The organism is Citrobacter tructae (assembly GCF_004684345.1).
GTDB classification, from domain to species: Bacteria; Pseudomonadota; Gammaproteobacteria; order Enterobacterales; family Enterobacteriaceae; genus Citrobacter; species Citrobacter tructae.
On record NZ_CP038469.1, the window covers coordinates 2694596 to 2716103 of the forward strand.

Annotated in this window: 23 protein-coding genes and 3 tRNA genes; 11 read left to right on the top strand and 15 right to left on the bottom strand. The window is 51.7% G+C overall.

Annotated elements, in window-relative coordinates; all coding sequences use genetic code 11:
* The first annotated feature begins 57 nt into the window (after window positions 1-57).
* Both E4Z61_RS13635 and lplA read left to right on the top strand, forming a co-directional pair.
* Window positions 58-699, top strand: coding sequence for a YtjB family periplasmic protein (locus E4Z61_RS13635; protein WP_135323243.1), 642 nt, complete (start codon window positions 58-60; stop codon window positions 697-699).
* Window positions 700-719: 20 nt separating this feature from the next.
* Entirely contained in the window at window positions 720-1736 is a 1017-nt protein-coding gene (gene lplA, locus E4Z61_RS13640; RefSeq protein ID WP_135323244.1) for a lipoate--protein ligase, read from the top strand.
* Between the two features lie 90 nt (window positions 1737-1826).
* Here the strand turns inward: lplA and deoD are convergent, their stop codons facing one another.
* From deoD to deoC, 4 genes are all read right to left on the bottom strand, one after another.
* On the bottom strand, window positions 1827-2546 hold the full coding sequence (gene deoD / locus E4Z61_RS13645; protein WP_000224864.1) for a purine-nucleoside phosphorylase: 720 nt from the start codon (window positions 2544-2546) through the stop codon (window positions 1827-1829).
* Between the two features lie 153 nt (window positions 2547-2699).
* Window positions 2700-3923 (bottom strand): phosphopentomutase, encoded by a 1224-nt coding sequence (gene deoB / locus E4Z61_RS13650; protein WP_135323245.1) that lies wholly within the window; start codon window positions 3921-3923, stop codon window positions 2700-2702.
* Between the two features lie 51 nt (window positions 3924-3974).
* The gene (deoA, locus tag E4Z61_RS13655; RefSeq protein WP_043018339.1) at window positions 3975-5297 is read right to left on the bottom strand and encodes a thymidine phosphorylase; all 1323 of its coding nucleotides are present in this window, start codon (window positions 5295-5297) and stop codon (window positions 3975-3977) included.
* 107 nt (window positions 5298-5404) lie between these two features.
* Window positions 5405-6184 carry a deoxyribose-phosphate aldolase gene (gene deoC / locus E4Z61_RS13660; protein ID WP_196207797.1) on the bottom strand — a complete coding sequence of 260 codons (780 nt, stop codon included), beginning with the start codon at window positions 6182-6184 and terminating at the stop codon, window positions 5405-5407.
* 261 nt (window positions 6185-6445) lie between these two features.
* Between deoC and E4Z61_RS13665 the strand changes: the two genes are divergently transcribed.
* Both E4Z61_RS13665 and E4Z61_RS13670 read left to right on the top strand, forming a co-directional pair.
* A complete protein-coding gene (locus E4Z61_RS13665; protein ID WP_135323246.1) occupies window positions 6446-7996 on the top strand; it encodes a YjjI family glycine radical enzyme in 1551 nt (516 codons plus the stop codon).
* On the top strand, window positions 7968-8831 hold the full coding sequence (locus E4Z61_RS13670) for a YjjW family glycine radical enzyme activase (RefSeq protein ID WP_135323247.1): 864 nt from the start codon (window positions 7968-7970) through the stop codon (window positions 8829-8831). Before E4Z61_RS13665 ends, E4Z61_RS13670 begins: the two co-directional genes overlap by 29 nt.
* Before the next feature lie 16 nt (window positions 8832-8847).
* Here E4Z61_RS13670 and E4Z61_RS13675 read toward each other — a convergent pair whose 3' ends face one another.
* From E4Z61_RS13675 to E4Z61_RS13710, 8 genes are all read right to left on the bottom strand, one after another.
* A complete protein-coding gene (locus E4Z61_RS13675) occupies window positions 8848-9624 on the bottom strand; it encodes a metal-dependent hydrolase (RefSeq protein WP_135323248.1) in 777 nt (258 codons plus the stop codon).
* Complete coding sequence (locus E4Z61_RS13680; RefSeq protein WP_135323249.1) at window positions 9621-10694, bottom strand: patatin-like phospholipase family protein; 1074 nt, start codon at window positions 10692-10694, stop codon at window positions 9621-9623. The genes E4Z61_RS13675 and E4Z61_RS13680 overlap by 4 nt, the downstream gene beginning before the upstream one ends.
* 124 nt (window positions 10695-10818) lie before the next feature.
* Window positions 10819-10980: a DUF1328 domain-containing protein gene (locus E4Z61_RS13685; RefSeq protein WP_003019081.1), complete on the bottom strand. Its 162-nt coding sequence runs from the start codon at window positions 10978-10980 to the stop codon at window positions 10819-10821.
* Between the two features lie 126 nt (window positions 10981-11106).
* Window positions 11107-11724, bottom strand: a complete 618-nt coding sequence (osmY, locus tag E4Z61_RS13690) for a molecular chaperone OsmY (protein ID WP_135323250.1) — start codon at window positions 11722-11724, stop codon at window positions 11107-11109.
* 304 nt (window positions 11725-12028) lie between these two features.
* The gene (gene prfC, locus E4Z61_RS13695; protein ID WP_135323251.1) at window positions 12029-13618 is read right to left on the bottom strand and encodes a peptide chain release factor 3; all 1590 of its coding nucleotides are present in this window, start codon (window positions 13616-13618) and stop codon (window positions 12029-12031) included.
* Window positions 13619-13710: 92 nt separating this feature from the next.
* Window positions 13711-14388, bottom strand: a complete 678-nt coding sequence (yjjG, locus tag E4Z61_RS13700) for a pyrimidine 5'-nucleotidase (protein WP_167817581.1) — start codon at window positions 14386-14388, stop codon at window positions 13711-13713.
* 17 nt (window positions 14389-14405) lie between these two features.
* Window positions 14406-14852 (bottom strand): ribosomal protein S18-alanine N-acetyltransferase, encoded by a 447-nt coding sequence (gene rimI / locus E4Z61_RS13705; RefSeq protein ID WP_135323252.1) that lies wholly within the window; start codon window positions 14850-14852, stop codon window positions 14406-14408.
* Window positions 14821-15234 (bottom strand): DNA polymerase III subunit psi, encoded by a 414-nt coding sequence (locus E4Z61_RS13710; RefSeq protein ID WP_135323253.1) that lies wholly within the window; start codon window positions 15232-15234, stop codon window positions 14821-14823. The genes rimI and E4Z61_RS13710 overlap by 32 nt, the downstream gene beginning before the upstream one ends.
* A gap of 155 nt (window positions 15235-15389) precedes the next feature.
* On the opposite strand from E4Z61_RS13710, the gene rsmC reads away from it, so the two are divergent.
* From rsmC to E4Z61_RS13730, 4 genes are all read left to right on the top strand, one after another.
* On the top strand, window positions 15390-16421 hold the full coding sequence (rsmC, locus tag E4Z61_RS13715) for a 16S rRNA (guanine(1207)-N(2))-methyltransferase RsmC (protein ID WP_135323254.1): 1032 nt from the start codon (window positions 15390-15392) through the stop codon (window positions 16419-16421).
* Between the two features lie 137 nt (window positions 16422-16558).
* Window positions 16559-16645 (top strand) — tRNA-Leu (locus E4Z61_RS13720).
* A 29-nt stretch (window positions 16646-16674) separates the two neighbouring features.
* Window positions 16675-16760: transfer RNA gene (locus E4Z61_RS13725), tRNA-Leu, on the top strand.
* 33 nt (window positions 16761-16793) lie between these two features.
* Window positions 16794-16879, top strand: a tRNA-Leu gene (locus E4Z61_RS13730).
* A gap of 39 nt (window positions 16880-16918) precedes the next feature.
* Here the strand turns inward: E4Z61_RS13730 and E4Z61_RS13735 are convergent.
* Complete coding sequence (locus tag E4Z61_RS13735; RefSeq protein WP_135324943.1) at window positions 16919-17155, bottom strand: DUF1435 domain-containing protein; 237 nt, start codon at window positions 17153-17155, stop codon at window positions 16919-16921.
* Window positions 17156-17410: 255 nt separating this feature from the next.
* Between E4Z61_RS13735 and E4Z61_RS13740 the strand changes: the two genes are divergently transcribed.
* The 3 genes from E4Z61_RS13740 (at window position 17411) to E4Z61_RS13750 (ending at window position 19999) form a co-directional block, all read left to right on the top strand.
* Window positions 17411-18475: a GGDEF domain-containing protein gene (locus tag E4Z61_RS13740; protein WP_135323255.1), complete on the top strand. Its 1065-nt coding sequence runs from the start codon at window positions 17411-17413 to the stop codon at window positions 18473-18475.
* A 119-nt stretch (window positions 18476-18594) separates the two neighbouring features.
* Window positions 18595-19383 carry a siderophore-iron reductase FhuF gene (gene fhuF / locus E4Z61_RS13745; RefSeq protein ID WP_135323256.1) on the top strand — a complete coding sequence of 263 codons (789 nt, stop codon included), beginning with the start codon at window positions 18595-18597 and terminating at the stop codon, window positions 19381-19383.
* Between the two features lie 157 nt (window positions 19384-19540).
* Window positions 19541-19999, top strand: coding sequence for a YbaK/EbsC family protein (locus tag E4Z61_RS13750; RefSeq protein ID WP_135323257.1), 459 nt, complete (start codon window positions 19541-19543; stop codon window positions 19997-19999).
* 46 nt (window positions 20000-20045) lie between these two features.
* On the opposite strand, the gene bglJ is transcribed toward E4Z61_RS13750, so the two are convergent.
* Together bglJ and E4Z61_RS13760 are read right to left on the bottom strand one after the other, a co-directional pair.
* The gene (bglJ, locus tag E4Z61_RS13755; RefSeq protein WP_135323258.1) at window positions 20046-20723 is read right to left on the bottom strand and encodes a DNA-binding transcriptional activator BglJ; all 678 of its coding nucleotides are present in this window, start codon (window positions 20721-20723) and stop codon (window positions 20046-20048) included.
* Complete coding sequence (locus E4Z61_RS13760) at window positions 20684-21409, bottom strand: helix-turn-helix transcriptional regulator (RefSeq protein WP_135323259.1); 726 nt, start codon at window positions 21407-21409, stop codon at window positions 20684-20686. Before E4Z61_RS13760 ends, bglJ begins: the two co-directional genes overlap by 40 nt.
* Window positions 21410-21508 lie beyond the last annotated feature (99 nt).

Below are 21508 nucleotides of genomic sequence, written 5' to 3' on the forward strand. Positions count from 1 at the left end.
TACCCTGTAACCAGCGCTTCTGGCAACATTAAGCCTCAAATTTTCAGCAGGTGGAATATGGCTCGCGCAAAACTGAAATTCCGACTTCATCGTGCAGTGATTGTATTGTCCTGCCTCGCGCTACTCGTCGCACTGATGCAGGGCGCGTCGTGGTTTAGTCAAAACCATCAGCAGCAGCGCAATCCGCAGCTGGAAGAGCTGGCCCGTACGCTGGCCCGCCAGGTTGCGTTAAATGTCGCACCGCTGATGCGCACCGAAACGCCGGATGAAAAACACATTGCCGCCGTGCTACGCCAACTCACCGACGAGAGCCGTATTCTGGATGCGGGTGTCTACGATGAACAGGGCGATCTCATTACGCATGCTGGCGAGAGCGTGAATGTCCGCGACCGCCTGGCGCTGGATGGTAAAAAAGCCGGGGGCTATTTTAATCAGCAGATTGTTGAACCTATTCAGGGAAAAAATGGTCCGCTGGGCTATCTGCGCCTGACGCTGGATACACACACGCTTGCCACCGAGGCCAAACAGGTGGATAACACCACCAACATTCTACGCCTGATGCTGCTTCTGTCACTGGCTATTGGCGTGGTGCTGACCCGTACATTACTGCAAGGCAAGCGCACCCGCTGGCAACAATCACCATTCCTGCTTACCGCGAACAAACCGGTGCAGGAAGAAGACGCCGAGAAAAAAGAGTAAAAATAGGAAGGAAATCAACCATGACAACACTACGCCTGCTTATCTCCGACTCTTACGATCCGTGGTTTAATCTGGCAGTTGAAGAGTGCATTTTTCGTCAAATGCCCGCTACACAGCGTGTTCTGTTTTTATGGCGCAACGCCGATACGGTGGTGATTGGCCGAGCGCAAAACCCGTGGAAAGAGTGCAATACCCGACGCATGGAAGAGGATAACGTCCGGCTGGCACGTCGCAGCAGCGGCGGCGGTGCGGTGTTTCACGATCTCGGCAATACCTGCTTTACCTTTATGGCAGGCAAGCCGGAATACGACAAAACGATTTCCACTGGCATCGTTCTCAATGCGTTGAATTCTCTGGGCGTAGACGCCGACGCCTCCGGGCGTAACGATCTGCTGGTCAAAACGGCCGAGGGCGATCGCAAGGTTTCAGGCTCGGCGTATCGCGAAACCAAAGACCGTGGCTTCCACCACGGCACACTGCTGTTAAATGCCGATCTCAGCCGTTTGGCTAACTATCTAAATCCGGATAAAAAGAAACTCGCCGCCAAAGGGATTACCTCCGTACGCTCACGCGTTGCGAATCTTACTGAATTGCTGCCGGGCGTCACCCATGAACAGGTGTGCAAAGCAGTAACCGATGCCTTTTTTGCCCACTACGGTGAACGTGTAGAAGCTGAGATTATCTCTCCCGACAAAACACCGGATCTGCCGAATTTTGCCGAAACTTTCGCTCGCCAGAGCAGTTGGGAGTGGAATTTTGGCCAGGCTCCTGCTTTTTCGCATCTGCTGGATGAGCGCTTCACCTGGGGCGGCGTAGAACTGCATTTCGACGTTGAAAAAGGGCATATTACCCGCACGCAGGTCTTCACTGACAGCCTCAACCCCGTCCCGTTAGAAGCGTTGGCGAATCGTCTGCAAGGATGTCTGTACCGCGCTGATATGTTGCAGCATGAGTGCGAGGCATTGTTGGTTGACTTCCCGGACCAGAAAGAAGAACTCCGGGAGCTTTCGGCATGGATTGCCAGAGCAGTGCGTTAAGCAATTGAGATAACTGCCGGATGGAGGCTACGCCTTATCCGGCAGTATTATAGACCCGGTAAGCAAAGCGTCACCGGGCACAAACCGAACTTATTCTTTATCGCCCAGCAGAACAGATTCCAGCGCGATTTTGATCATGTCGTTGAAGGTCGTCTGACGCTCAGCAGCAGTAGTCTGCTCATGAGTACGGATATGGTCGGACACGGTGCAGATGGTCAACGCTTTCGCACCAAACTCAGCCGCAACGCCGTAGATACCGGCAGCTTCCATTTCCACGCCCAGCACGCCGTATTTTTCCATCACGTCGAACATTTCGCCGTCCGGAGAGTAGAACAGGTCAGCGGAGAATAGGTTACCCACGCGCGCATCTACGCCCAGCGCTTTTGCTGCATCAACAGCGTTACGCACCATGTCGAAGTCAGCAATGGCAGCAAAATCATGATCTTTAAAGCGGATACGGTTAACTTTGGAATCGGTGCATGCACCCATACCGATGACCACGTCACGCAGTTTGACGTCCATACGCACAGCGCCGCAGGAGCCTACACGAATGATTTTCTTCACACCGAAATCAGTGATCAGCTCTTTGGTGTAGATGGAGCAAGATGGGATACCCATGCCGTGACCCATCACGGAGATCTTACGGCCTTTGTAGGTACCGGTGAAACCTAACATGCCGCGAACGTTGTTCACTTCACGGACATCTTCGAGGAAAGTTTCAGCAATGTGCTTTGCACGCAGCGGGTCGCCCGGCATCAATACGACGTCAGCGAAATCACCCATTTCTGCGTTAATATGTGGAGTTGCCATAAATTATCCTTAATTAAAATTGAGAAGAATACCCTAAAGATTTCGCGCTGTAGGAAGACAACGAATTCGTGAATTCCCGGGAGCATAGATTAACTATGTGACCGGGGTGAGCGAATGAAGTCAACGCATCTACAGCGCGAAAGACAACGGGTATCACAGCATATTTTTACCATAGTCCATCGGGGACGTACCGAAGTAGCTCGCCAGCGTCTGACCGATATCCGCGAAGGTTTCACGGTGACCTAACGAGCCTGGTTTCACTTTCGGGCCGTAAACCAGTACCGGAATGTGTTCACGAGTGTGGTCAGTGCCGGTCCAGCTCGGGTCGCAGCCGTGGTCAGCGGTCAGGATCAGAATGTCATCTTCTCCCACCAGCTCCATCAGTTCAGGCAGACGGCGATCGAACAGTTCCAGACCAGCGGCATAACCGGCGATATCGCGACGATGTCCCCAGGAAGAGTCGAAATCAACGAAGTTAGTGAAGACAATGGTCTTATCACCCGCTTCTTTCATTTCTTTGATGGTGGCGTCAAACAGCGCGTCCAGACCGGTAGCTTTCACTTTTTTGGTAATGCCACAGTTAGCGTAGATATCCGCGATTTTACCTACGGAAACCACGTGACCGTCTTTCTCGTCGACCAATTTCTGCAGAACGGTCGCCGCTGGCGGTTCTACGGCCAGATCGTGACGGTTACCGGTACGCTGGAAGTTACCGGCTTTATCGCCGATAAACGGACGGGCAATTACGCGACCAATGTTGTAGCCGCCTTCGGTCAGTTCTTCACGGGCGATTTCGCAAAGCTCGTAGAGTTTATCCAGGCCATAGGTCTCTTCGTGACAGGCAATCTGGAACACGGAGTCAGCGGAGGTATAAAAAATCGGCTTGCCGGTTTTCATATGTTCTTCGCCCAGTTGATCCAGAATGACCGTACCGGAAGAGTGGCAGTTGCCGAGGTAGCCCGGCAGATTAGCACGCTTAACCAGCTTATCCAGCAGCTCCTGCGGGAAGCTGTTTTCATGATCGGAGAAGTAACCCCAGTCAAAGAGAACCGGCACACCGGCGATTTCCCAGTGACCAGACGGCGTGTCTTTGCCGGAAGAGAGTTCATGTGCCCATGCGTAGGCACCAATCACTTCTGCATTACCGTCCATCCCGGCAGCAATTTTACCGGTAGAACCTTCGTGAGCTTTCACCAGGCCCAGACGGGTCAGGTTAGGCAGATTCAGTGGACCTTTGCGACCATTGTCAGCTTCGCCTTTAGCACAAGCTTCTGCAATATGTCCCATAGTGTCTGAGCCTACGTCGCCAAAGCGATCCGCATCTTCAGTCGCACCAATACCAAAGGAGTCCAGCACCATAATAAATGCACGTTTCATCTTGTTCTCCATACATCTGCGCCGCAAAAAAGCGATCAGATCAGTATACAGTTATTCGGTAATACGACGATAGACTGTCGGTGTAATTTCTGGCGCTTTGTCGTCAAGGCTGATTGCCGCTTTGACCGCTTTCGCCGCTTCCTGCCAGCTGGCTTCGTCTTTGGCGTGGATTACCGCCAGAGGGCGCTGGCCGTCTACGCTGTCACCCAGACGCGCCATGTCGCTAAAGCCGACGCTGTAATCAATGGTGTCCGATGCCTGACGACGACCGCCGCCCATGGAAACTACCGCCATCCCCAGCGCACGGGTATCCATTGCGCTGACAAAACCTTCGGTATCAGCATATACCGCTTTGCTGAGCATTGCCGTCGGCAGATACTTCGCATAATTTTCCACGAAGTCGGTCGGGCCTTTCTGTGCCGCAACCATACGGCCAAAAATTTCCGCCGCTTTACCGTTATCCAGCACCGCCTGCAGCTTCGCGCGGGCTTCAGCATCGTCTTTCGCCAATTTGCCGGAGATCAGCATTTCCACGCACAGCGCCATGGTAACGTCTAACAAACGCGGATTACGGTATTCACCTGTCAGGAACTGTACGGCTTCGCGGACTTCTACCGCGTTACCGGCGCTCGAGGCCAGCACCTGGTTCATATCGGTTAACAGCGCGGTAGTGCGTACCCCCGCACCGTTCGCCACGCCGACAATCGCTTCGGCAAGGGCTTCGGAAAGCTCATAGGTCGGCATAAAGGCACCGCTGCCGACTTTCACATCCATTACCAACGCATCCAGCCCTTCTGCCAGCTTTTTCGCCAGGATGGAACCGGTGATCAGCGGAATGGAATCCACCGTCGCGGTAATATCGCGAGTGGCATAAAAACGTTTATCCGCCGGTGCGAGCGAGCTGGTTTGCCCAATAATCGCCACACCCACGTCTTTAATAATTTCACGGAAACGCGCGTCGTCCGGGAAGATGTCAAATCCCGGAATGGCTTCCAGTTTATCCAGCGTACCGCCAGTATGGCCCAGGCCACGACCGGAAATCATCGGAATATAGCCGCCGCATGCTGCGACCATCGGGCCTAACATCAGTGACGTCACGTCACCCACGCCGCCGGTAGAGTGTTTATCCACAATCGGGCCGTTCAGCTGCAGGCTTTTCCAGTCAAGCACGGTTCCTGAATCACGCATTGCCATGGTCAGCGAAACGCGCTCAGGCATTGTCATATCGTGGAAGAAAATGGTCATCGCCAGGGCGGCGATTTGCCCTTCAGAGATGGTGTTGTCGCGAATCCCATTGATAAAGAAACGAATTTCTTCATCGCTCAGCGCATGACCATCACGTTTTTTACGAATAATTTCTTGTGCGAGAAACAAGGTAACCTCCCGATTATGGGCCGGGTAAGCAATGTGCCACCCGGCAAGTCGTATTAATGCCGGATAGCGGCTTACGCCTTATCCGGCCTACGATGGGCAATGAAAACTTAGTAGCTGCTTGCGCTCTTACCGTCGCCGTGACCCAGCGCTTTCAGCAGGCTTGCCAGCAGGCTGGATGCACCGAAGCGATAGTGACGGGAATCCGCCCAGTCGGCACCGAACAGTTCGTCAGCAATGGCGAGAAACTGCTGTGCGTCTTCCGCAGTACGTACGCCACCTGCCGGTTTGAAGCCAACGGTTTTAGATACGCCCATATCGCGGATCACTTCCATCATGATGCGTGCGCTTTCCGGCGTCGCATTGACCGGTACTTTACCGGTAGAGGTCTTGATGAAATCAGCCCCTGCTTTGATGGAGATTTCAGACGCTTTGCGAATCAACGCTTCTTCTTTCAGCTCACCGGTTTCGATGATCACTTTCAGCAGCACGTTTGCCGCCGCACACGCGTCTTTACAGGCTTTAACCAGATCGAAACCAATCTGCTCGTTACCGGCAATCAGCGCACGATACGGGAATACCACGTCAACTTCGTCAGCGCCGTAGGCAATCGCCGCGCGAGTCTCCGCCAGCGCAATGTCGATATCGTCGTTGCCATGCGGGAAGTTGGTTACTGTTGCAATACGGATGTCCGGCGTGCCCTGCTCGTTCAGCGTCTTACGCGCAATAGGGATGAAACGCGGATAGATGCAGATTGCCGCCGTGTTACCTACCGGGGTTTTTGCCTGATGGCACAGCGCGATCACTTTTTCATTGGTGTCGTCGTCATTCAGGGTGGTCAGGTCCATCAGTTTCAGGGCACGCAGGCTGCTTGCTGTTAAATCGGTCATAACATTCTCCAACGGCATCGCCGTATAAAATTTCACCTTGCGAGTTTGTTAGTATTCTAACATCCGCTCGCTATTACACTTCGATATACATCACAGTTAATGAAAACCACATACAGATTTGCATTACTCTAATGAGATCCACTTCAAATAAATCACCTTTCCAGAGGTGATGCGTTGGCATCAGGCGCATCCGGATCAAAGGTTGTGGCGGCGTTGCTTTCTACAATGGCGTTACACCTTCGGGATAAAAAGGAATCAACGATGCCCACTTCAAGCGAACTCGCGCTGCAACAGCGTTGCCAACAAATCGTGACCAGTCCGGTGCTCAGCCCTGAGCAGAAACGCCACTTTTTGGCGCTGGAGGCTGAAAACGCGCTGCCTTACCCGCAACTATCTGCCGAAGCACGCCAGGCGCTGGATGACGGGGTTATCTGCGATATGTACGAAGGTCATGCCCCGTTCAAACCGCGCTATGTTTTACCCGACTACGCGCGTTTTCTGGCCAACGGCTCATCATGGCTGGAGCTGGAAGGAGCACAGGATCTTGATGACGCGTTATCCTTACTCACCATCTTGTACCACCACGTACCATCAGTGACGTCGATGCCGGTCTACCTCGGTCAACTCGACACCCTATTGCAACCATATGTTAGAATTCTAACACAAGATGAGATCGATATTCGAATAAAACGTTTCTGGCGTTATCTCGACAGAACCCTGCCAGACGCCTTTATGCATGCCAATATTGGCCCAACCGACACGCCGATTACACGCGCAATTTTACGAGCAGATGCAGAGTTAAAGCAGGTTTCACCTAATCTTACCTTTATTTATGATCCGCAAATCACCCCTGATGATCTGCTGCTCAACGTGGCACAAAATATCTGCGAATGCAGTAAACCGCACATTTCTAACGGCCCTGAAAATGATAAAATTTTCACAAAAGGCCACTATGGCGTCGTCAGTTGTTACAACTCACTGCCGCTGGCTGGCGGTGGAAGTACGCTTGTCAGGCTGAATCTGAAAGCCATCGCAGAGCGCAGTACATCTATCGATGACTTCTTTACGCGCACCCTACCGCACTACTGCCAGCAGCAAATCGCCATCATTGATTCGCGGTGTGAATTCCTCTATGAGAAATCACATTTCTTTGAGAATAGCTTCCTGGTGCAGGAAGGGTTGATTGATCCCGAACGTTTTGTGCCTATGTTCGGTATGTATGGCCTGGCGGAGGCGATAAACTTGCTGTGTGAGAAAGCCGGACTGAACGCACGCTACGGAAAAGATGAGCACGCCAATGAGTTGGGCTATCGTGTCAGCGCTCAGCTTGCCGACTTTGTCGCAAACACGCCGGTGAAATACGGCTGGAAGCAGCACGCGATGCTGCATGCGCAGTCGGGGATCAGTTCCGACATCGGCACCACGCCGGGTGCACGTCTGCCTTATGGCGACGAGCCGGATCCCATCACCCATCTGCAAACCGTAGCACCGCATCACGTGTATTATCACGCCGGGATCAGCGACATCCTCACGCTGGATGAAACCATTAAGCGTAATCCCCAGGCGCTGGTACAGCTTTGCCTGGGGGCGTTTAAAGCCGGAATGCGTGAATTTACCGCCAACATCAGCGGCAACGATCTGGTTCGCGTCACCGGTTATATGGTGCGTCTGTCGGATCTGGAAAAATACCGTACCGAAGGCTCACGCACCAACACCACCTGGCTGGGCGAAGAGGCCGCGCGCAATACGCGTATTCTGGAACGTCAACCTCGTGTGATTAGTCATGAACAGCAGATGCGCTTCAGTAAGTAAAATCATCCCTTTCTCCTGCGTCGACGGGCCAGGCAGTCGTCTGGCCCTGTTCCTGCAGGGGTGCAATCTGCGCTGTAAGAATTGCCACAATCCGTGGACGATGGGCCGCTGCAATGATTGTGGGGAGTGTGTGCTGCATTGTCCGCATGACGCACTAAGTCTGAGTGCAGGGAAAGTATGGTGGCAATCCGATGTTTGTCAGCAGTGCGACACCTGCCTGCAGATGTGCCCGCAGCAAGCCACGCCGATGGCACAGACGATGAGCGTCGATGAGGTGTTGCGACATATTCGTAAGGCATCGTTATTTATTGAAGGGATTACCGTTAGCGGCGGTGAGGCAACGACACAGCTTCCCTTTGTGATTGCGCTGTTCTCAGCGATCAAAGCAGCTCCTCAGCTGCAGCACCTCACCTGCATGGTGGACAGCAACGGCTGGCTTGGTGAAACCGGCTGGAAGAAGCTACTGCCGGTTTGCGACGGTGTGATGCTGGATTTAAAAGCCTGGGACAGCGCATGTCATTTACAGCTTACCGGACGCGATAACGCGACGATCAAACGCAGTATTCTCTTTCTGGCTGAGCGAGGAAAACTGGCGGAGCTACGCCTGCTGGTGATCCCCGACCAGGTAGATTATCTGCAACATATCGATCCGCTGGCGGCGTTTATTAACCGCTTGGGCAACATACCCGTGCGGCTTAACGCGTTTCATGCACATGGCGTGTATGGTGAAGCTAAAGCCTGGTCGAGCGCTTTACCTGAGGATGTGGAGCGACTGGCTGGCGCATTGCAGGATCGAGGAGTGGATAACCTGATTTTCCCGGCGTTATACCTGTAGGTTTGTCAGCCGACAATCAAACATCAAACAACGTCGTCGTATTGCGATACAGCGCCTCGGCAATTACATCCGCCGGTTCCGGGCGCAGTTGGCATAATACGTCAAACACCCCGACTACCTGCTCCGGACGATTAGGCTGCCCCTGAAAGCCGTTCAGTGGCATATCCGGCGCGTCGGTTTCCAGCAGTAGTGATTCCAGCGGTAACCGCGCCATTACCTCTCGCGTTTTGCTGGCGCGGGGATAGGTAATGGTCCCGCCCACGCCAATTTTATATCCCAGTTGCACAAAGCGCTCCGCCTGCTGCATGCTTCCTGCAAAACCGTGTACTACACCGGTTCGCGGGAGGGCGTGGTGTTTAAGATGCATCGCCAGCTTGTCATGGGTGCGGCGCGAATGCAGGATCACCGGCATATCGTAGCGTTTCGCCAGTTGAAGCTGCGTATCCAGCACCCGCTCCTGCTTGTCAAACTGCGGATCGTCACGATACAGATCCAGTCCTATCTCCCCCACCGCCACCAGCTTTTGCGGGCGCTTTTCCAGCACCTGTTGCAGCCGGTCCAGGGCGTCGTCGTTATGATGTTCAATCACAATCGGATGTAAACCCAGCGCGGCAAACAACGGGGGGTAGGTTTGCGCTAACGCCAGCACACGGGTAAAGTTCGCCGCCTCGGTAGCCGGAACGATAATACTGCCCACACCGGCTTCACAGGCACGTTGCAGGCTGGCGGATTCGTCTCCGGTAAAAGGCGGAAAATCAAAATGACAATGCGTATCGATGAACCGATAGCTCACGCCAGATCCTCATGGTTAAACGTGGTGTCGTTGGCCTGAGGCGCATCGGCTACCACTGGCGCAAGAACATCGTTGGCAACTGGCGCCGGAGGGACCACCACCGATCCAGGCACCATAATCTTCGGCGTCTGGCGGGGCAACGGCACATTTTTCGCCAGCAGTTTACCGATGGTTGCCAAAAAGTAGCGTCCGCACAGGCGCCCGGTTTTGTAGTCTTCACGCAGGGCCGGGATACGGCTCCCCAGCGCCATACTGTGGAGCGGTTTTGGCGGATAGATCTCAAAGAGACGCAGCTTACCCGGCGGTTTTTCAATAAAGCTTTGAATCGCGCGGTAGCTGGCCTCATGGTGCTGAACCAGATTCACTAATGGCTGCAGGCTGCTTTCCCCCAGCCAGCGCTCCATGCGCTTAAACCACTGTGGGGTGTAGTACATTTGCGACGGCACGGTGCGGATCACCACCAGCGTTTTTGCCCCCTGCTTTACTGCTTCCTGAACAGGGATGGCGTCACTTACCCCACCGTCCAGATAGTTCACACCATCCAGGGCTACCCCGCTACGATAAAATCCCGGAATGGCGCTGGACGCACGGAGGAGGTCAAGCCAGTTTTGTCGGTTCGGTGCAAAATAGCCCGGTGTGTAGTCATCACCACGACAGGCGCACATGTAAAACGCTTTTCCTGCGGCAAACAATTGTTCTGCGTTGTCTATTGCCAGCGGCATCTGCGCGGCGGTGGCTTCCACTAGCCAGTCGAGATCGATAAGATTTCCCCCGCGCACAAACCGAACCGGGTCAAAGAATTCGCGTCGGGTGGTGTAGCGCATAATCACTTTGCGCCCGTAACCCGGTTGGTTGCAGAGATAGGCCGAAAGATTTTGTGCGCCAGCGGACGTTCCGTAGAAGAGATCGAAGGGATTAAACTGCGCGCGCATGAACTCATCCAGCACACCTGCGGTGAAAATCCCCCTTTGTCCTCCGCCCTCACACACCAGCGCCATACTGCCAGGTTGAAACGGACGTAACGATAACGGCGCAATATTACCGAGCGTGACGGGTATTCTCTGCCCCACCTCTGCCTTCCTGTTATTTTTTTATGATAGAGCGACAAAGTAACGCAAATTGCGCATCACTAAAACCGTAAAAGCCAGTCCACTGGACTGGCTTAGTAGCAATTTTTCTTTACGGTTGGTACAGCTAGGGTCGTTTACGTCCGGTGAACAAGCTTACCAGGAACAGAATAATCCCCACGACGAAGACAATTTTTGCTGCACCTGCAGCGGTACCCGCCAGTCCACCAAAGCCCAGAGCGGCAGCAATTAACGCGATAACCAGAAATATGATGCCCCAACGAAACATACGCTTCTCCTTTACCATAGTTAATGTCAACCGCTTGAAATGGGCGCTCAGGCCGCCCATTGCGATATTTTAGTGTGGTGCACAACGCGCCTTCCGACAAACATCAGGACGGTGAATTAAGTCGAATTACTGAGTTTTGAGGTCATTTTTGACGCTTTTCACGCCATCAACGGCTTTGGCGATGCTCTCAGCACGCTCGCTTTGCGCCTGTGAATCGACGGTTCCGGAAAGCTGAACCACACCATCGGTAGTCTCCACTTTCACTTTACGGGAAGGGACTATGTCATCAGCCAGCAGTTTCGCTTTCACTTCGCTGGTGGTTGCCGTATCGCCTGCATAGCCTTTTACAGTCGTACTTTTGCTATCCCGAACGTGCAGTTTGTCGCTAACGGAGGTCACACCTTCAACGCCTTTCGCCACCTTCACAGCCTCTTCAGCCTGCGCCTGGCTTTCAACAAATCCGCTTAGGGTGACCACTTTCTGGTCTGTTTTGACGGAGATATCGGTGCTCTTGATGCTTTCGTGATCCACCAGCGCGGCTTTCACTTTTGCGGTGATGGAGCTGTCATCCATGAAATCACCGACTTTGTTCATCGAGCTATCGACTTTCTGCCCTGCGCTTTCAAGACCGGATTGCCCTTTATCTGTCGTCGCGTTTTCTGCAAATGCAGAACCCGTTGCAACAGCAGAGGTCAGCATCACAGCCAGCAGCGTTTTAGAAATCTTCAATTTTGTCATTGTCATCGATGTAATCCTTTTTTGCTCATATCGATGCTCTGCCGCTTATCGGGCTGAGCCAGCAACTAATCTCGTAATCAAAATAAATATCAGCTAAAACAACTAAGATGAGAATTTAACGTAGAATTTAAAGCCGATATTTATGTCATCACATTGTTAAATATAGATCACAATTTTGATGTCGCAGATAAATACGGTTAAAAAACAGACAAAATGAGGAAAAAGCGCGGGATTTAAGAACATTCCGTAAGGGATTAATAAGGCAGGGAAAGTCACAGGGTACGGCACAAGCCGCACCCTGGAGGGTCGATTAGTGTTCGCGCGTTTTACGGAACGTAACGTCAGGATAACGTTCCTGGGTGAGGTTCAGGTTAACCATGGTAGGCGCGATATAGGTGAGATTATCGCCGCCATCCAGTGCCAGCTGAATTTCGTTTTTACGCTTAAACTCTTCGAATTTCTTCACGTCTGAGCATTCTACCCAGCGCGCAGTTGCCACATTGACCGACTCGTAGATTGCTTCAACGTTGTACTCGCTTTTCAGACGCGAAACGACAACGTCAAACTGCAGCACACCGACGGCGCCGACGATCAGGTCATTGTTAGCAATCGGACGGAAAACCTGCACCGCGCCCTCTTCAGAAAGCTGCACCAGCCCTTTCAGCAGCTGTTTTTGCTTCAGCGGATCTTTCAGGCGAATACGACGGAACAGTTCTGGCGCGAAGTTCGGAATGCCGGTGAACTTCATCATTTCACCTTGAGTAAAGGTGTCGCCGATCTGAATGGTGCCGTGGTTGTGCAGACCAAGGATATCCCCCGGATACGCTTCTTCCACATGAGAACGGTCGCCAGCCATAAAGGTCAGTGCATCGGAAATCACCACGTCTTTACCAATACGCACCTGGCGCATTTTCATGCCTTTCTCGTACTTGCCGGAAACCACGCGCATGAACGCCACGCGGTCGCGGTGTTTCGGGTCCATATTGGCCTGAATTTTAAACACAAAACCAGTGAACTTCTCTTCTGCTGCCTCGACCACGCGGGTATCGGTTTTGCGTGGCATTGGCGCAGGCGCCCACTCCACCAGACCGTCCAGCATATGGTCAACGCCGAAGTTACCCAACGCAGTCCCGAAGAAGACCGGGGTGATTTCACCGGCAAGGAACAGCTCCTGGTCAAACTCGTTAGAGGCGCCCTGCACCAGTTCCAGTTCGTCACGCAGCTGCTGCGCCAGATCTTCGCCCACGGCGGCATCAAGATCCGGGTTGTTCAGACCTTTAACAATACGAACGTCCTGGATAGTGTGGCCTTTACCGGTCTGGTACAGGTAAGTTTCGTCTTTATACAGGTGGTAAACACCTTTGAACAACTTACCGCAGCCAATCGGCCAGGTAATCGGCGCGCAGCCGATTTTCAGTTCGTTTTCGACTTCATCCAGCAGCTCCATCGGATCGCGGATATCACGGTCGAGTTTGTTCATAAACGTCAGGATCGGCGTATCACGCAGACGCGTAACTTCCATCAGCTTGCGGGTACGGTCTTCGACACCTTTCGCGGCGTCGATGACCATCAGGCAACAGTCGACCGCCGTCAGGGTACGGTAAGTATCTTCGGAGAAGTCTTCGTGTCCCGGGGTATCCAGCAGGTTGACTAGGCAATCATGATACGGAAATTGCATGACAGAGGTGGTAATGGAGATACCACGCTGTTTTTCCATCTCCATCCAGTCAGATTTCGCGTGCTGGTTTGAACCGCGGCCTTTTACTGTACCGGCGGTCTGGATAGCCTGTCCGAATAACAGCACCTTTTCGGTGATAGTTGTTTTACCGGCATCCGGGTGAGAAATAATGGCAAAAGTGCGGCGTTTGGCCACCTCTTGCAAAAAAGGAGACAACGTCATAGTCAAATCTTCTTAGGTAAGCACGGCGTCAGGCCGGGCATGTTGAATACGAAAAATTGCGGCTATTTTACCCATCAACGGGGGGGAGGCAATCAGTGTTTACACAGCAGTTGCTCCAGTTCGCTTAATGAAGCCACGGTCCAGGTCGGCTGGATGCCCGCCGGTTGCACGCGTTGGTGCGCATTTAGCCAACAGGTTGATAACCCGGAATTGATGCCACCCAGAATATCGGACTCCGCCGTATCACCGACCATCAGCACGCGAGAGCGGTCAGGATTACCCGCCTGCTCCAGCGCATAATCAAAAATGCGCGGGTCGGGTTTTGCCACGCCAACCTCTTCAGAAATGACCATCAGGTCGAAGTGGTCACGCAGCCCGGTGCGTTCAAGACGGATTTGCTGCAATGCGGTAAAGCCGTTGGTAATAATGCCGATTTTCGTTTTGCCACGAATCGCATTCAACAGCGACACCGCCCCCGGTAACGGAGAGCAAATTTCTGCCATCGCATTAATAAAAGCATCATTGAGAGAACCCGGCGGCACGTTCAGACGTTCAGCCCAGCTCAGGAAACGGGCATGTTGCAGTTGTAATGAAGTAATCGCACCATTTTGATAATCCACCCACAGTGGTTTATTCACGGCCTGGTAGTCCTGAAAATCCTCAGCGGTAAAGGTAATGCTGTAGTCAAGAAACATCCGCTGTAGGCCGGTAAACGCATCAAATGTGAACAGCGTTTCGTCGGCATCAAAGAAAATCCAGTCCCACTTCATCATCATTACACCTTGTCTTACATACTGATTGGCAATGCCATAATAATGGCGTCTTCGTGACCGTCGGCTGTCGGATAGTAATTGCGGCGGATCGTCGCCTCGTTAAAGCCCAGGCTTTCATACAGCGCAATCGCCGCAGCGTTCGAGGCACGCACTTCTAACCACAGCGTCAGAATGCCACGTTTTTCCAGCTCGTCGATCAGGTACTCCAGTAGCTCACGCCCCAAACCCCGCCGCTGAAAATCAGGATCGACGGCGATGTTAAACAGCGTTGCTTCATCCAGCACAACCTGCGTGATCGCAAAGGCGGCCATCGTTCCGTCAACCGTTAACTGATAGTTGAGATAGCGATCGCCCTGGTTGCTGGCAAATGTTTTTTCGCTCCACGGAAAGGCGTGGGCGCGTTTTTCAATCTGAAATGCTGCAGGTAAATCAGTCGGGCTGAGGGAAGAAATCGTGTTCATATGCGCAGATTTGTTGCCATAACGCGGCGCGTGCCGCTGGGTTTTCCCGTAATTCATTAAACGCAGGACTGGCGACCTGAGCGCCATCCAACGGCAGAGGCTCTTCGGTTCCCAGCCGCCAGCTGTTACAGCGACTGCCTTGCGGCAGCATGGCGACACGGTCAGGTGTCAGTTGTAAAACCTGATCCGCACTGACGGTCAATGCGCGTAAAATATCGTTCATCAACGGTTCGGTTAACGCGGGTAACTCTGCAGCAACCATCACCAAACGGACATGCGCAGGAATTGAAATCGCGATCTCGCCCTGCAGTACGCCAGGACGACGCAGCGACCACTGCGTAATGCCCAGTTGCTGTAACTGCCAGTTTCGTCGGGATGTCATAGCGAAACACTCCTGTCTATCAGGGGCGCAAATATAGCAAATCTGTCGAATCGACGCCAACAAACAACGATACACATCATCCCGCATGCCGCCTTGATTCAGCTTGACTGATTTTGTGTATATAATCGCAACCTGTATAAATTGAGGAGCATTCCATGTCTGCTTTTACCCCGGCAAGTGAAGTCTTGCTGCGTCACAGTGATGATTTCGAACAAAGCCGTATTCTGTTTGCCGGTGATTTGCAGGATGACCTGCCTGCCCATTTCGAAAGTGCCGCCAACCGCGCACATACCCAACAACTCCACCACTGGCAGGTTTTAAACCGCCAAATGGGTGACAACGTACGCTTTAGCCTCGTTGCAAAAGCCGAAGACGTCGCCGACAGCGATACGCTGGTCTACTACTGGCCAAAGAATAAGCCGGAAGCCCAGTTCCAACTGATGAATATTCTGTCGCTGCTGCCGGTCGGTACCGATATTTTTGTCGTTGGCGAGAACCGTAGCGGCGTACGCAGCGCGGAACAGATGCTGGCCGAATACGCACCGCTGAATAAAATCGATAGCGCACGCCGCTGTGGTCTTTATCACGGTCGCCTGGAAAAACAGCCGGTCTTTGATGCAGAAAAATACTGGGACGAATACAGCGTCGACAATCTGACCATCAAAACGCTGCCGGGCGTGTTCAGCCGTGATGGTCTGGATGTCGGTAGCCAACTGCTGCTTTCAACCCTGACGCCGCACACCAAAGGTAAAGTGTTGGATGTCGGCTGCGGCGCAGGTGTTCTCTCCGTAGCATTAGCCAGCCATTCACCGAAAGTGCGTCTGACCCTGTGCGATGTCAGCGCATCGGCGGTTGAAGCCAGCCGGGCAACGCTTGCGGCAAACGGTATTGAAGGTGACGTCTTAGCCAGCAATGTTTTTTCTGACGTGACCGGGCGCTTTGACATGATCATCTCTAATCCACCGTTCCATGACGGGATGCAAACCAGCCTCGATGCAGCACAAACGCTCATTCGCGGCGCGGTGCGTCATCTGAATAGCGGCGGTGAACTGCGTATCGTGGCCAACGCCTTCCTGCCGTACCCGAAAGTACTGGATGAGATGTTTGGCTTCCATGAAGTCATCGCCCAGACCGGTCGTTTTAAGGTGTATCGCACGGTATTGACACGCCAGGCGAAGAAAGCCTGACGGGAATCAATCACGGCCATGCACATGGCCGTTTTTGCACCAATCGGCCCGGACTGCACAATTAACTATTGACGAAAAGCTGAAAACCACTAGAATGCGCCTCCGTGGTAACGATACTTTTTGAGTGTCGATGGTATGCGAAGGTGGCGGAATTGGTAGACGCGCTAGCTTCAGGTGTTAGTGTCCTTACGGACGTGGGGGTTCAAGTCCCCCCCCTCGCACCATAATCCACGTTTGATATTGCTCGCACTGGGCGAAGGTGGCGGAATTGGTAGACGCGCTAGCTTCAGGTGTTAGTGTCCTTAGGATGTGGGGGTTCGAGTCCCCCCCCTCGCACCAACGAGGCGATATCAAAAATAGTAAGATAACTGTGCGAAGGTGGCGGAATTGGTAGACGCGCTAGCTTCAGGTGTTAGTGTCCTTAGGATGTGGGGGTTCGAGTCCCCCCCCTCGCACCAATTATCTTATTTTCCTCTCGATTTTCTTTCCTGTTTTGCTCATCCCTGATTCCAGTTCATCATCATCAAAACCACACCACCGATCAGCGCTGCACATGAAGGCAATAAAACAAAATGCCGTAAACGCTTGTGGTACAGCATGAGTGAAGTTAACAGTAATCCTAATACAATCATCGCCTTCCATGCGTAAACTGACAGGTCAGCAAAAGCCAGACCCGCAATGAATATCCCCGGCAGCAGCACACCCCATCCACTGCCCAGCGCACGTTGCAACATGGTTTCACCTACAGTATCGATAATGATAACCAATATCATATGGTATATTTTCTCATTTGTCAGCCATGAAGGGCTATCAATTATATGAGTTTTACTTAACGATTGATGACATGAATAATTGAAGGTGATAAATTGCTCGGCGGTTAGCTTATCAACAAAAAAACAATAATGATCTGGGGGGAATAATTTTCCGCACGTTATTTTTCCTTTACAAACACACCTTCGCATATTGCAGATAAATAACAATATTTACCTATGACAGTACAATCCTGGCGAACTCTGCGCACCAAAAAATACCAACTCTCTTTACGATTGTTTCTGCTACTCAACGCAGTTTCCGCGTTGTTCACGCTTTTTTTCCCGCTTTTTTCCGTCAAAGCCTTATCAGTGCCGACATTGCTGATCCTTGTGATGAGTACGTTGTTGCTGATATGGCATGGGAAATATACGGATAAAAGAATTAATCTTCCTTTTATTTCAATCGTTTTTGGCTTGTTATGGGCATTGCATATTTTCCTGAAATTTAACGCGCTAGGTCATAATGATTATTATTTTCTGTTAATAGCACTTCTCAGCGTGCTGTTTATTGGTTCTATCGCTTTTGCCAATAATATCATCGCCTTTACCCTCCATTCACTCCCCTCAGTTGCCGTGTGCTTGTGGCTGAATGGCAGTGAACATGGGCTGCGAGTGATCTATTTCATGGCGCTACCGATGGCTGGGATCGCCATTCAACATGTAATACAAAAGCGCTACGACGGTTTTGCTCAGCAACTGATGTACAAACTTTTAGAGGAGCGAGAAACGCTGAACGGTCTCAGTATGCTTGATCCGCTAACTGGTCTGTATAACCGCCGGGGGCTGCAACATCGACTTGATACGCTGCTGGCCCTGAGCAACGCCAAGCATTACGTGGTGCTACTGGATATCGATCATTTCAAAGCCTATAACGACCATTACGGACACATGATGGGCGATCAGGCGCTGATTCGCGTTTCCGCCGCCATTCGAGATTCCGTGCGTTCGCGGGATGTTGTGGCACGCTTTGGCGGTGAGGAGTTTATGGTTTTACTGACGGCAGTCGACCCGCAGCAAGCTCAGGCCGCCGCCGAACGTATTCGTCAGAAAGTCTACGATCTTAAAATTCCCCACATGTTTAATGAAAACGTCGCAACCAACGTGACCGTCAGTATCGGCATTGCTCCGTTGGTGGATCAGGATATTGATGCCGCAATCAGCAAAGCGGATAAAGCCCTTTACGAAGCCAAAAATCAGGGGCGCAATAACACGCTGGTCAGTGAAGATCTGCTGATAAGTTAACCCCTGACTACGTAATCTGTGCGCTGTCGCCCGACACCACGACAAAAATCTTGCCATCGCAGGCCTTCGCTTATAGGATTAGAAATCATTATCATTTAGATTAACATCCTTATATAACCATGGTTTATCGTTCCGCACCGATTGTTGAAGATGTCATCTGGCGCAGTCACCTCCCCCCGGAGATGCCTTCGCTGGCCGATTCTGTGCGCGCGACCATCGCCCAAACCCGTGAGCACCTGCTGGATTTTATTCGTCTTGATGAGACGCCTCCACAAGGTGCCATGACGTTGCATGAATGGACCCAATCCACAACGCTGAGCTCACTCCTCGCGGTCTATTCCGATCATATATATCGCAACCAGCCCACGTTACCCCGTGAAAACAAACCGCTGATTTCACTCTGGGCACAATGGTATATCGGCCTGATGATGCCCCCGCTGATGGTGGCGCTGCTGACACAAAAAGATGCCATTGACGTTGCACCAGAGCATATGCACGTCGAGTTTCACGAAACGGGCCGGGCAGCATGCTTCTGGATAAACGTTCATCAAGATATGCAGACCACCGCCCGTTCTCCCCAACAGCGGATGGAAACGCTGATTCTTTCTGCGCTGACGCCAGTCGTCCGGGCCCTGGAGGCGACGGGCGAAATCAACGCTAAGCTTATCTGGAGCAACACCGGATACTTAATTCACTGGTATTTGACAGAGATGAAGCCATTACTGGGTGATGAACTGCTTGCGGCACTACGCCAGGTCTGTTTCTTTGAGAAGCAGCTCTTCTGCGGCGAGGATAATCCACTATGGCGCACAGTGGTTCCGCGTGATGGGCTATTAGTTCGCAGAACCTGCTGCCAGCGCTATCGTCTACCAGATGTCCAACAATGCGGCGACTGCACGCTGAAATAAGCGCGAAGCCTCCCCCCCTCTCTGCCCGCTTTAAACGTCCTGCTGATGTTGCGATGTTGTAACAATAAAATATTTACAGCGACGCTTCCTCTGTGACAAATTACGCCATGCGGTTTTCTGCTGTGCAGGACTGCTTGTACGCGATCGGGAGAGAAGAATGAGTTTGCAATCAGTACGGCAATTTTTAGCGGAACATGCCCCAGATATTGAAATCATCGAACTGGATCAAAGCACGGCAACTGTCGATCTGGCAGCGAAAGCCCATAACGTCGAGCCTGGTCAGATCGCTAAAACGCTTTCTCTAAAGGTGAAAAACGACATTATCCTGGTTGTCGCCAAAGGAGATGCACGTCTGGATAATAAGAAGCTAAAAAGTACGTTTGGCGCGAAAGCACGCATGCTGAGCAGTGATGAAGTTGTCAATGCAACGGGTCATCCCGTTGGTGGCGTCTGTCCTTTTGGGCTGGAAACGCCACTTTCGGTATACTGCGACATCTCTCTGAAGCACTACGCTGAAGTGCTTCCCGCTGCAGGGGCTACGCACAGTGCGGTTCGTATCACGCCGGACAGAATGGCGGAACTCACTTCCGCCACCTGGGTCGATGTGTGTCAGTGATAAATTCTTACCCCGAATCCGGCCCACACCACGTAAATAATGCACGTTATGGAACCGCATGGAGAAATGGCGTTGATTCCCCGGCACGCAGATACAGCAGAATATCAGCAGCATCCAACAATCCAGCGTCGGAGTTCACACCCAGTTTAGACATCACGTTAAATTTATGCGCCCGAATGGTTTTAATATTCCGTTCAAGCTGAATGGCGATCTGCGGCATCGAGTATCCATTCGACATAAAACGCAGTATTTCGCGTTCTGTGGGGCTTAACATACGATTTTGATTAATAAACCAGAGGTTTTTTGTACTTTCTGTTCCCTGGCCAACGCAATCCAGGGCTGTGAGTAATCCATCCTGTAAAACATCTAATGACGATGCTTTGCTGATGACACCGTCCAGTGGTAGCGGAGAAAGAGAGCTAATTAAACGAACTTCAGCATCATCATCGGCGATAACCACACGCCGGATGCGCGGGTAATTGACCGCAAGATCAGTCAGGTAGACCAGTCCTGCTCGACGGTCAGCTCTTAATGCAGAAAGTGAAAAAATGACCGCAGAAAAAGACGTTTTTAACATTTCCTGGCTAAAGGCTGGTTGATTAGAAAACTGATAAAGTTTATATGGGCTATTTGGCATGGTATTAAATAAACTCTTAATACCGACACGACTCATCGCACATTTTTCTACCAGTGCGACATTTCTTTTACTACTTCTGCTTTCCATTCCGTGGTTTCTCCATAAACTGAAGGTAAATTCAGTTCTCGTGCTCCTTGAGAACTGTTTATCCAAGCATACATTTCTGCGTTGCTATGGACAGACAAGCGACGCATCGCGCTATTTTTCTGAGCGCTGATTGTTTTATTACTTTTCTTCAGTAACATCGCAATCTGGTTAATTCCCCAGCCTTTTCCCAATAGCCGTAACACTTTTCTTTCAGAAAGCGTGAGAACAATTGACCGTGCGCTATGCTCCAGCATTTCAGATGCTATTGGCGGAGAGAGCAGCGTCTTGCTGATTCTCTCCGCGCGAGTATTCCCCGCATGAATAACATTCACTAAACTTTCAATCGATTCCGCATCAGATAACAATGAACTAACAGGGCACATGAGCAATTCAACGGCCAGAGGATAAAACAGGCGTGAAACGAGAAAAACCCAGTGGATATCGCGGTATTGAGACAATAAAGAATAGTATTGTTCGCAGATTGAACGCGGGTTAGTACACTCCCCGGTTAAATCGGCAATCACCAGATCAGAGCAGCGCAACTGCAGCAAAGTAAGCTCTTCTACGGAGCGGCAGTAGGTCAGTTCATAATCGGAGAACTGCCCTTTCATCACGCCTTTAAGCCCAGTTTGTATGATTGGTAATTTACTAATGATAATTGCGTTCTTGCAGCGTCCTGGCAACATAATCCCTCCATATTCACACGTCTTTAATCTTGCTCACCTGAATATCATCTACGAATAATAAAAAATTAATAAGGTGGCAGGCAAAAAGATAGATAGCAT

Bases quoted from the DNA above. Each gene is read 5' to 3' on its own strand.
- E4Z61_RS13635 (WP_135323243.1), top strand. From the start codon at position 58: ATGGCTCGCGCAAAACTGAAATTCCGACTTCATCGTGCAGTGATTGTA.
- lplA (WP_135323244.1), top strand. From the start codon at position 720: ATGACAACACTACGCCTGCTTATCTCCGACTCTTACGATCCGTGGTTT.
- deoD (WP_000224864.1), bottom strand. From the start codon at position 2,546: ATGGCAACTCCACATATTAACGCAGAAATGGGTGATTTCGCTGACGTC.
- deoB (WP_135323245.1), bottom strand. From the start codon at position 3,923: ATGAAACGTGCATTTATTATGGTGCTGGACTCCTTTGGTATTGGTGCG.
- deoC (WP_196207797.1), bottom strand. From the start codon at position 6,184: ATGACCGATTTAACAGCAAGCAGCCTGCGTGCCCTGAAACTGATGGAC.
- E4Z61_RS13665 (WP_135323246.1), top strand. From the start codon at position 6,446: ATGCCCACTTCAAGCGAACTCGCGCTGCAACAGCGTTGCCAACAAATC.
- E4Z61_RS13670 (WP_135323247.1), top strand. From the start codon at position 7,968: ATGAACAGCAGATGCGCTTCAGTAAGTAAAATCATCCCTTTCTCCTGC.
- E4Z61_RS13685 (WP_003019081.1), bottom strand. From the start codon at position 10,980: ATGTTTCGTTGGGGCATCATATTTCTGGTTATCGCGTTAATTGCTGCC.
- osmY (WP_135323250.1), bottom strand. From the start codon at position 11,724: ATGACAATGACAAAATTGAAGATTTCTAAAACGCTGCTGGCTGTGATG.
- prfC (WP_135323251.1), bottom strand. From the start codon at position 13,618: ATGACGTTGTCTCCTTTTTTGCAAGAGGTGGCCAAACGCCGCACTTTT.
- yjjG (WP_167817581.1), bottom strand. From the start codon at position 14,388: ATGAAGTGGGACTGGATTTTCTTTGATGCCGACGAAACGCTGTTCACA.
- rimI (WP_135323252.1), bottom strand. From the start codon at position 14,852: ATGAACACGATTTCTTCCCTCAGCCCGACTGATTTACCTGCAGCATTT.
- E4Z61_RS13710 (WP_135323253.1), bottom strand. From the start codon at position 15,234: ATGACATCCCGACGAAACTGGCAGTTACAGCAACTGGGCATTACGCAG.
- rsmC (WP_135323254.1), top strand. From the start codon at position 15,390: ATGTCTGCTTTTACCCCGGCAAGTGAAGTCTTGCTGCGTCACAGTGAT.
- E4Z61_RS13735 (WP_135324943.1), bottom strand. From the start codon at position 17,155: ATGTTGCAACGTGCGCTGGGCAGTGGATGGGGTGTGCTGCTGCCGGGG.
- E4Z61_RS13740 (WP_135323255.1), top strand. From the start codon at position 17,411: ATGACAGTACAATCCTGGCGAACTCTGCGCACCAAAAAATACCAACTC.
- fhuF (WP_135323256.1), top strand. From the start codon at position 18,595: ATGGTTTATCGTTCCGCACCGATTGTTGAAGATGTCATCTGGCGCAGT.
- E4Z61_RS13750 (WP_135323257.1), top strand. From the start codon at position 19,541: ATGAGTTTGCAATCAGTACGGCAATTTTTAGCGGAACATGCCCCAGAT.
- bglJ (WP_135323258.1), bottom strand. From the start codon at position 20,723: ATGGAAAGCAGAAGTAGTAAAAGAAATGTCGCACTGGTAGAAAAATGT.
- E4Z61_RS13760 (WP_135323259.1), bottom strand. From the start codon at position 21,409: ATGTTGCCAGGACGCTGCAAGAACGCAATTATCATTAGTAAATTACCA.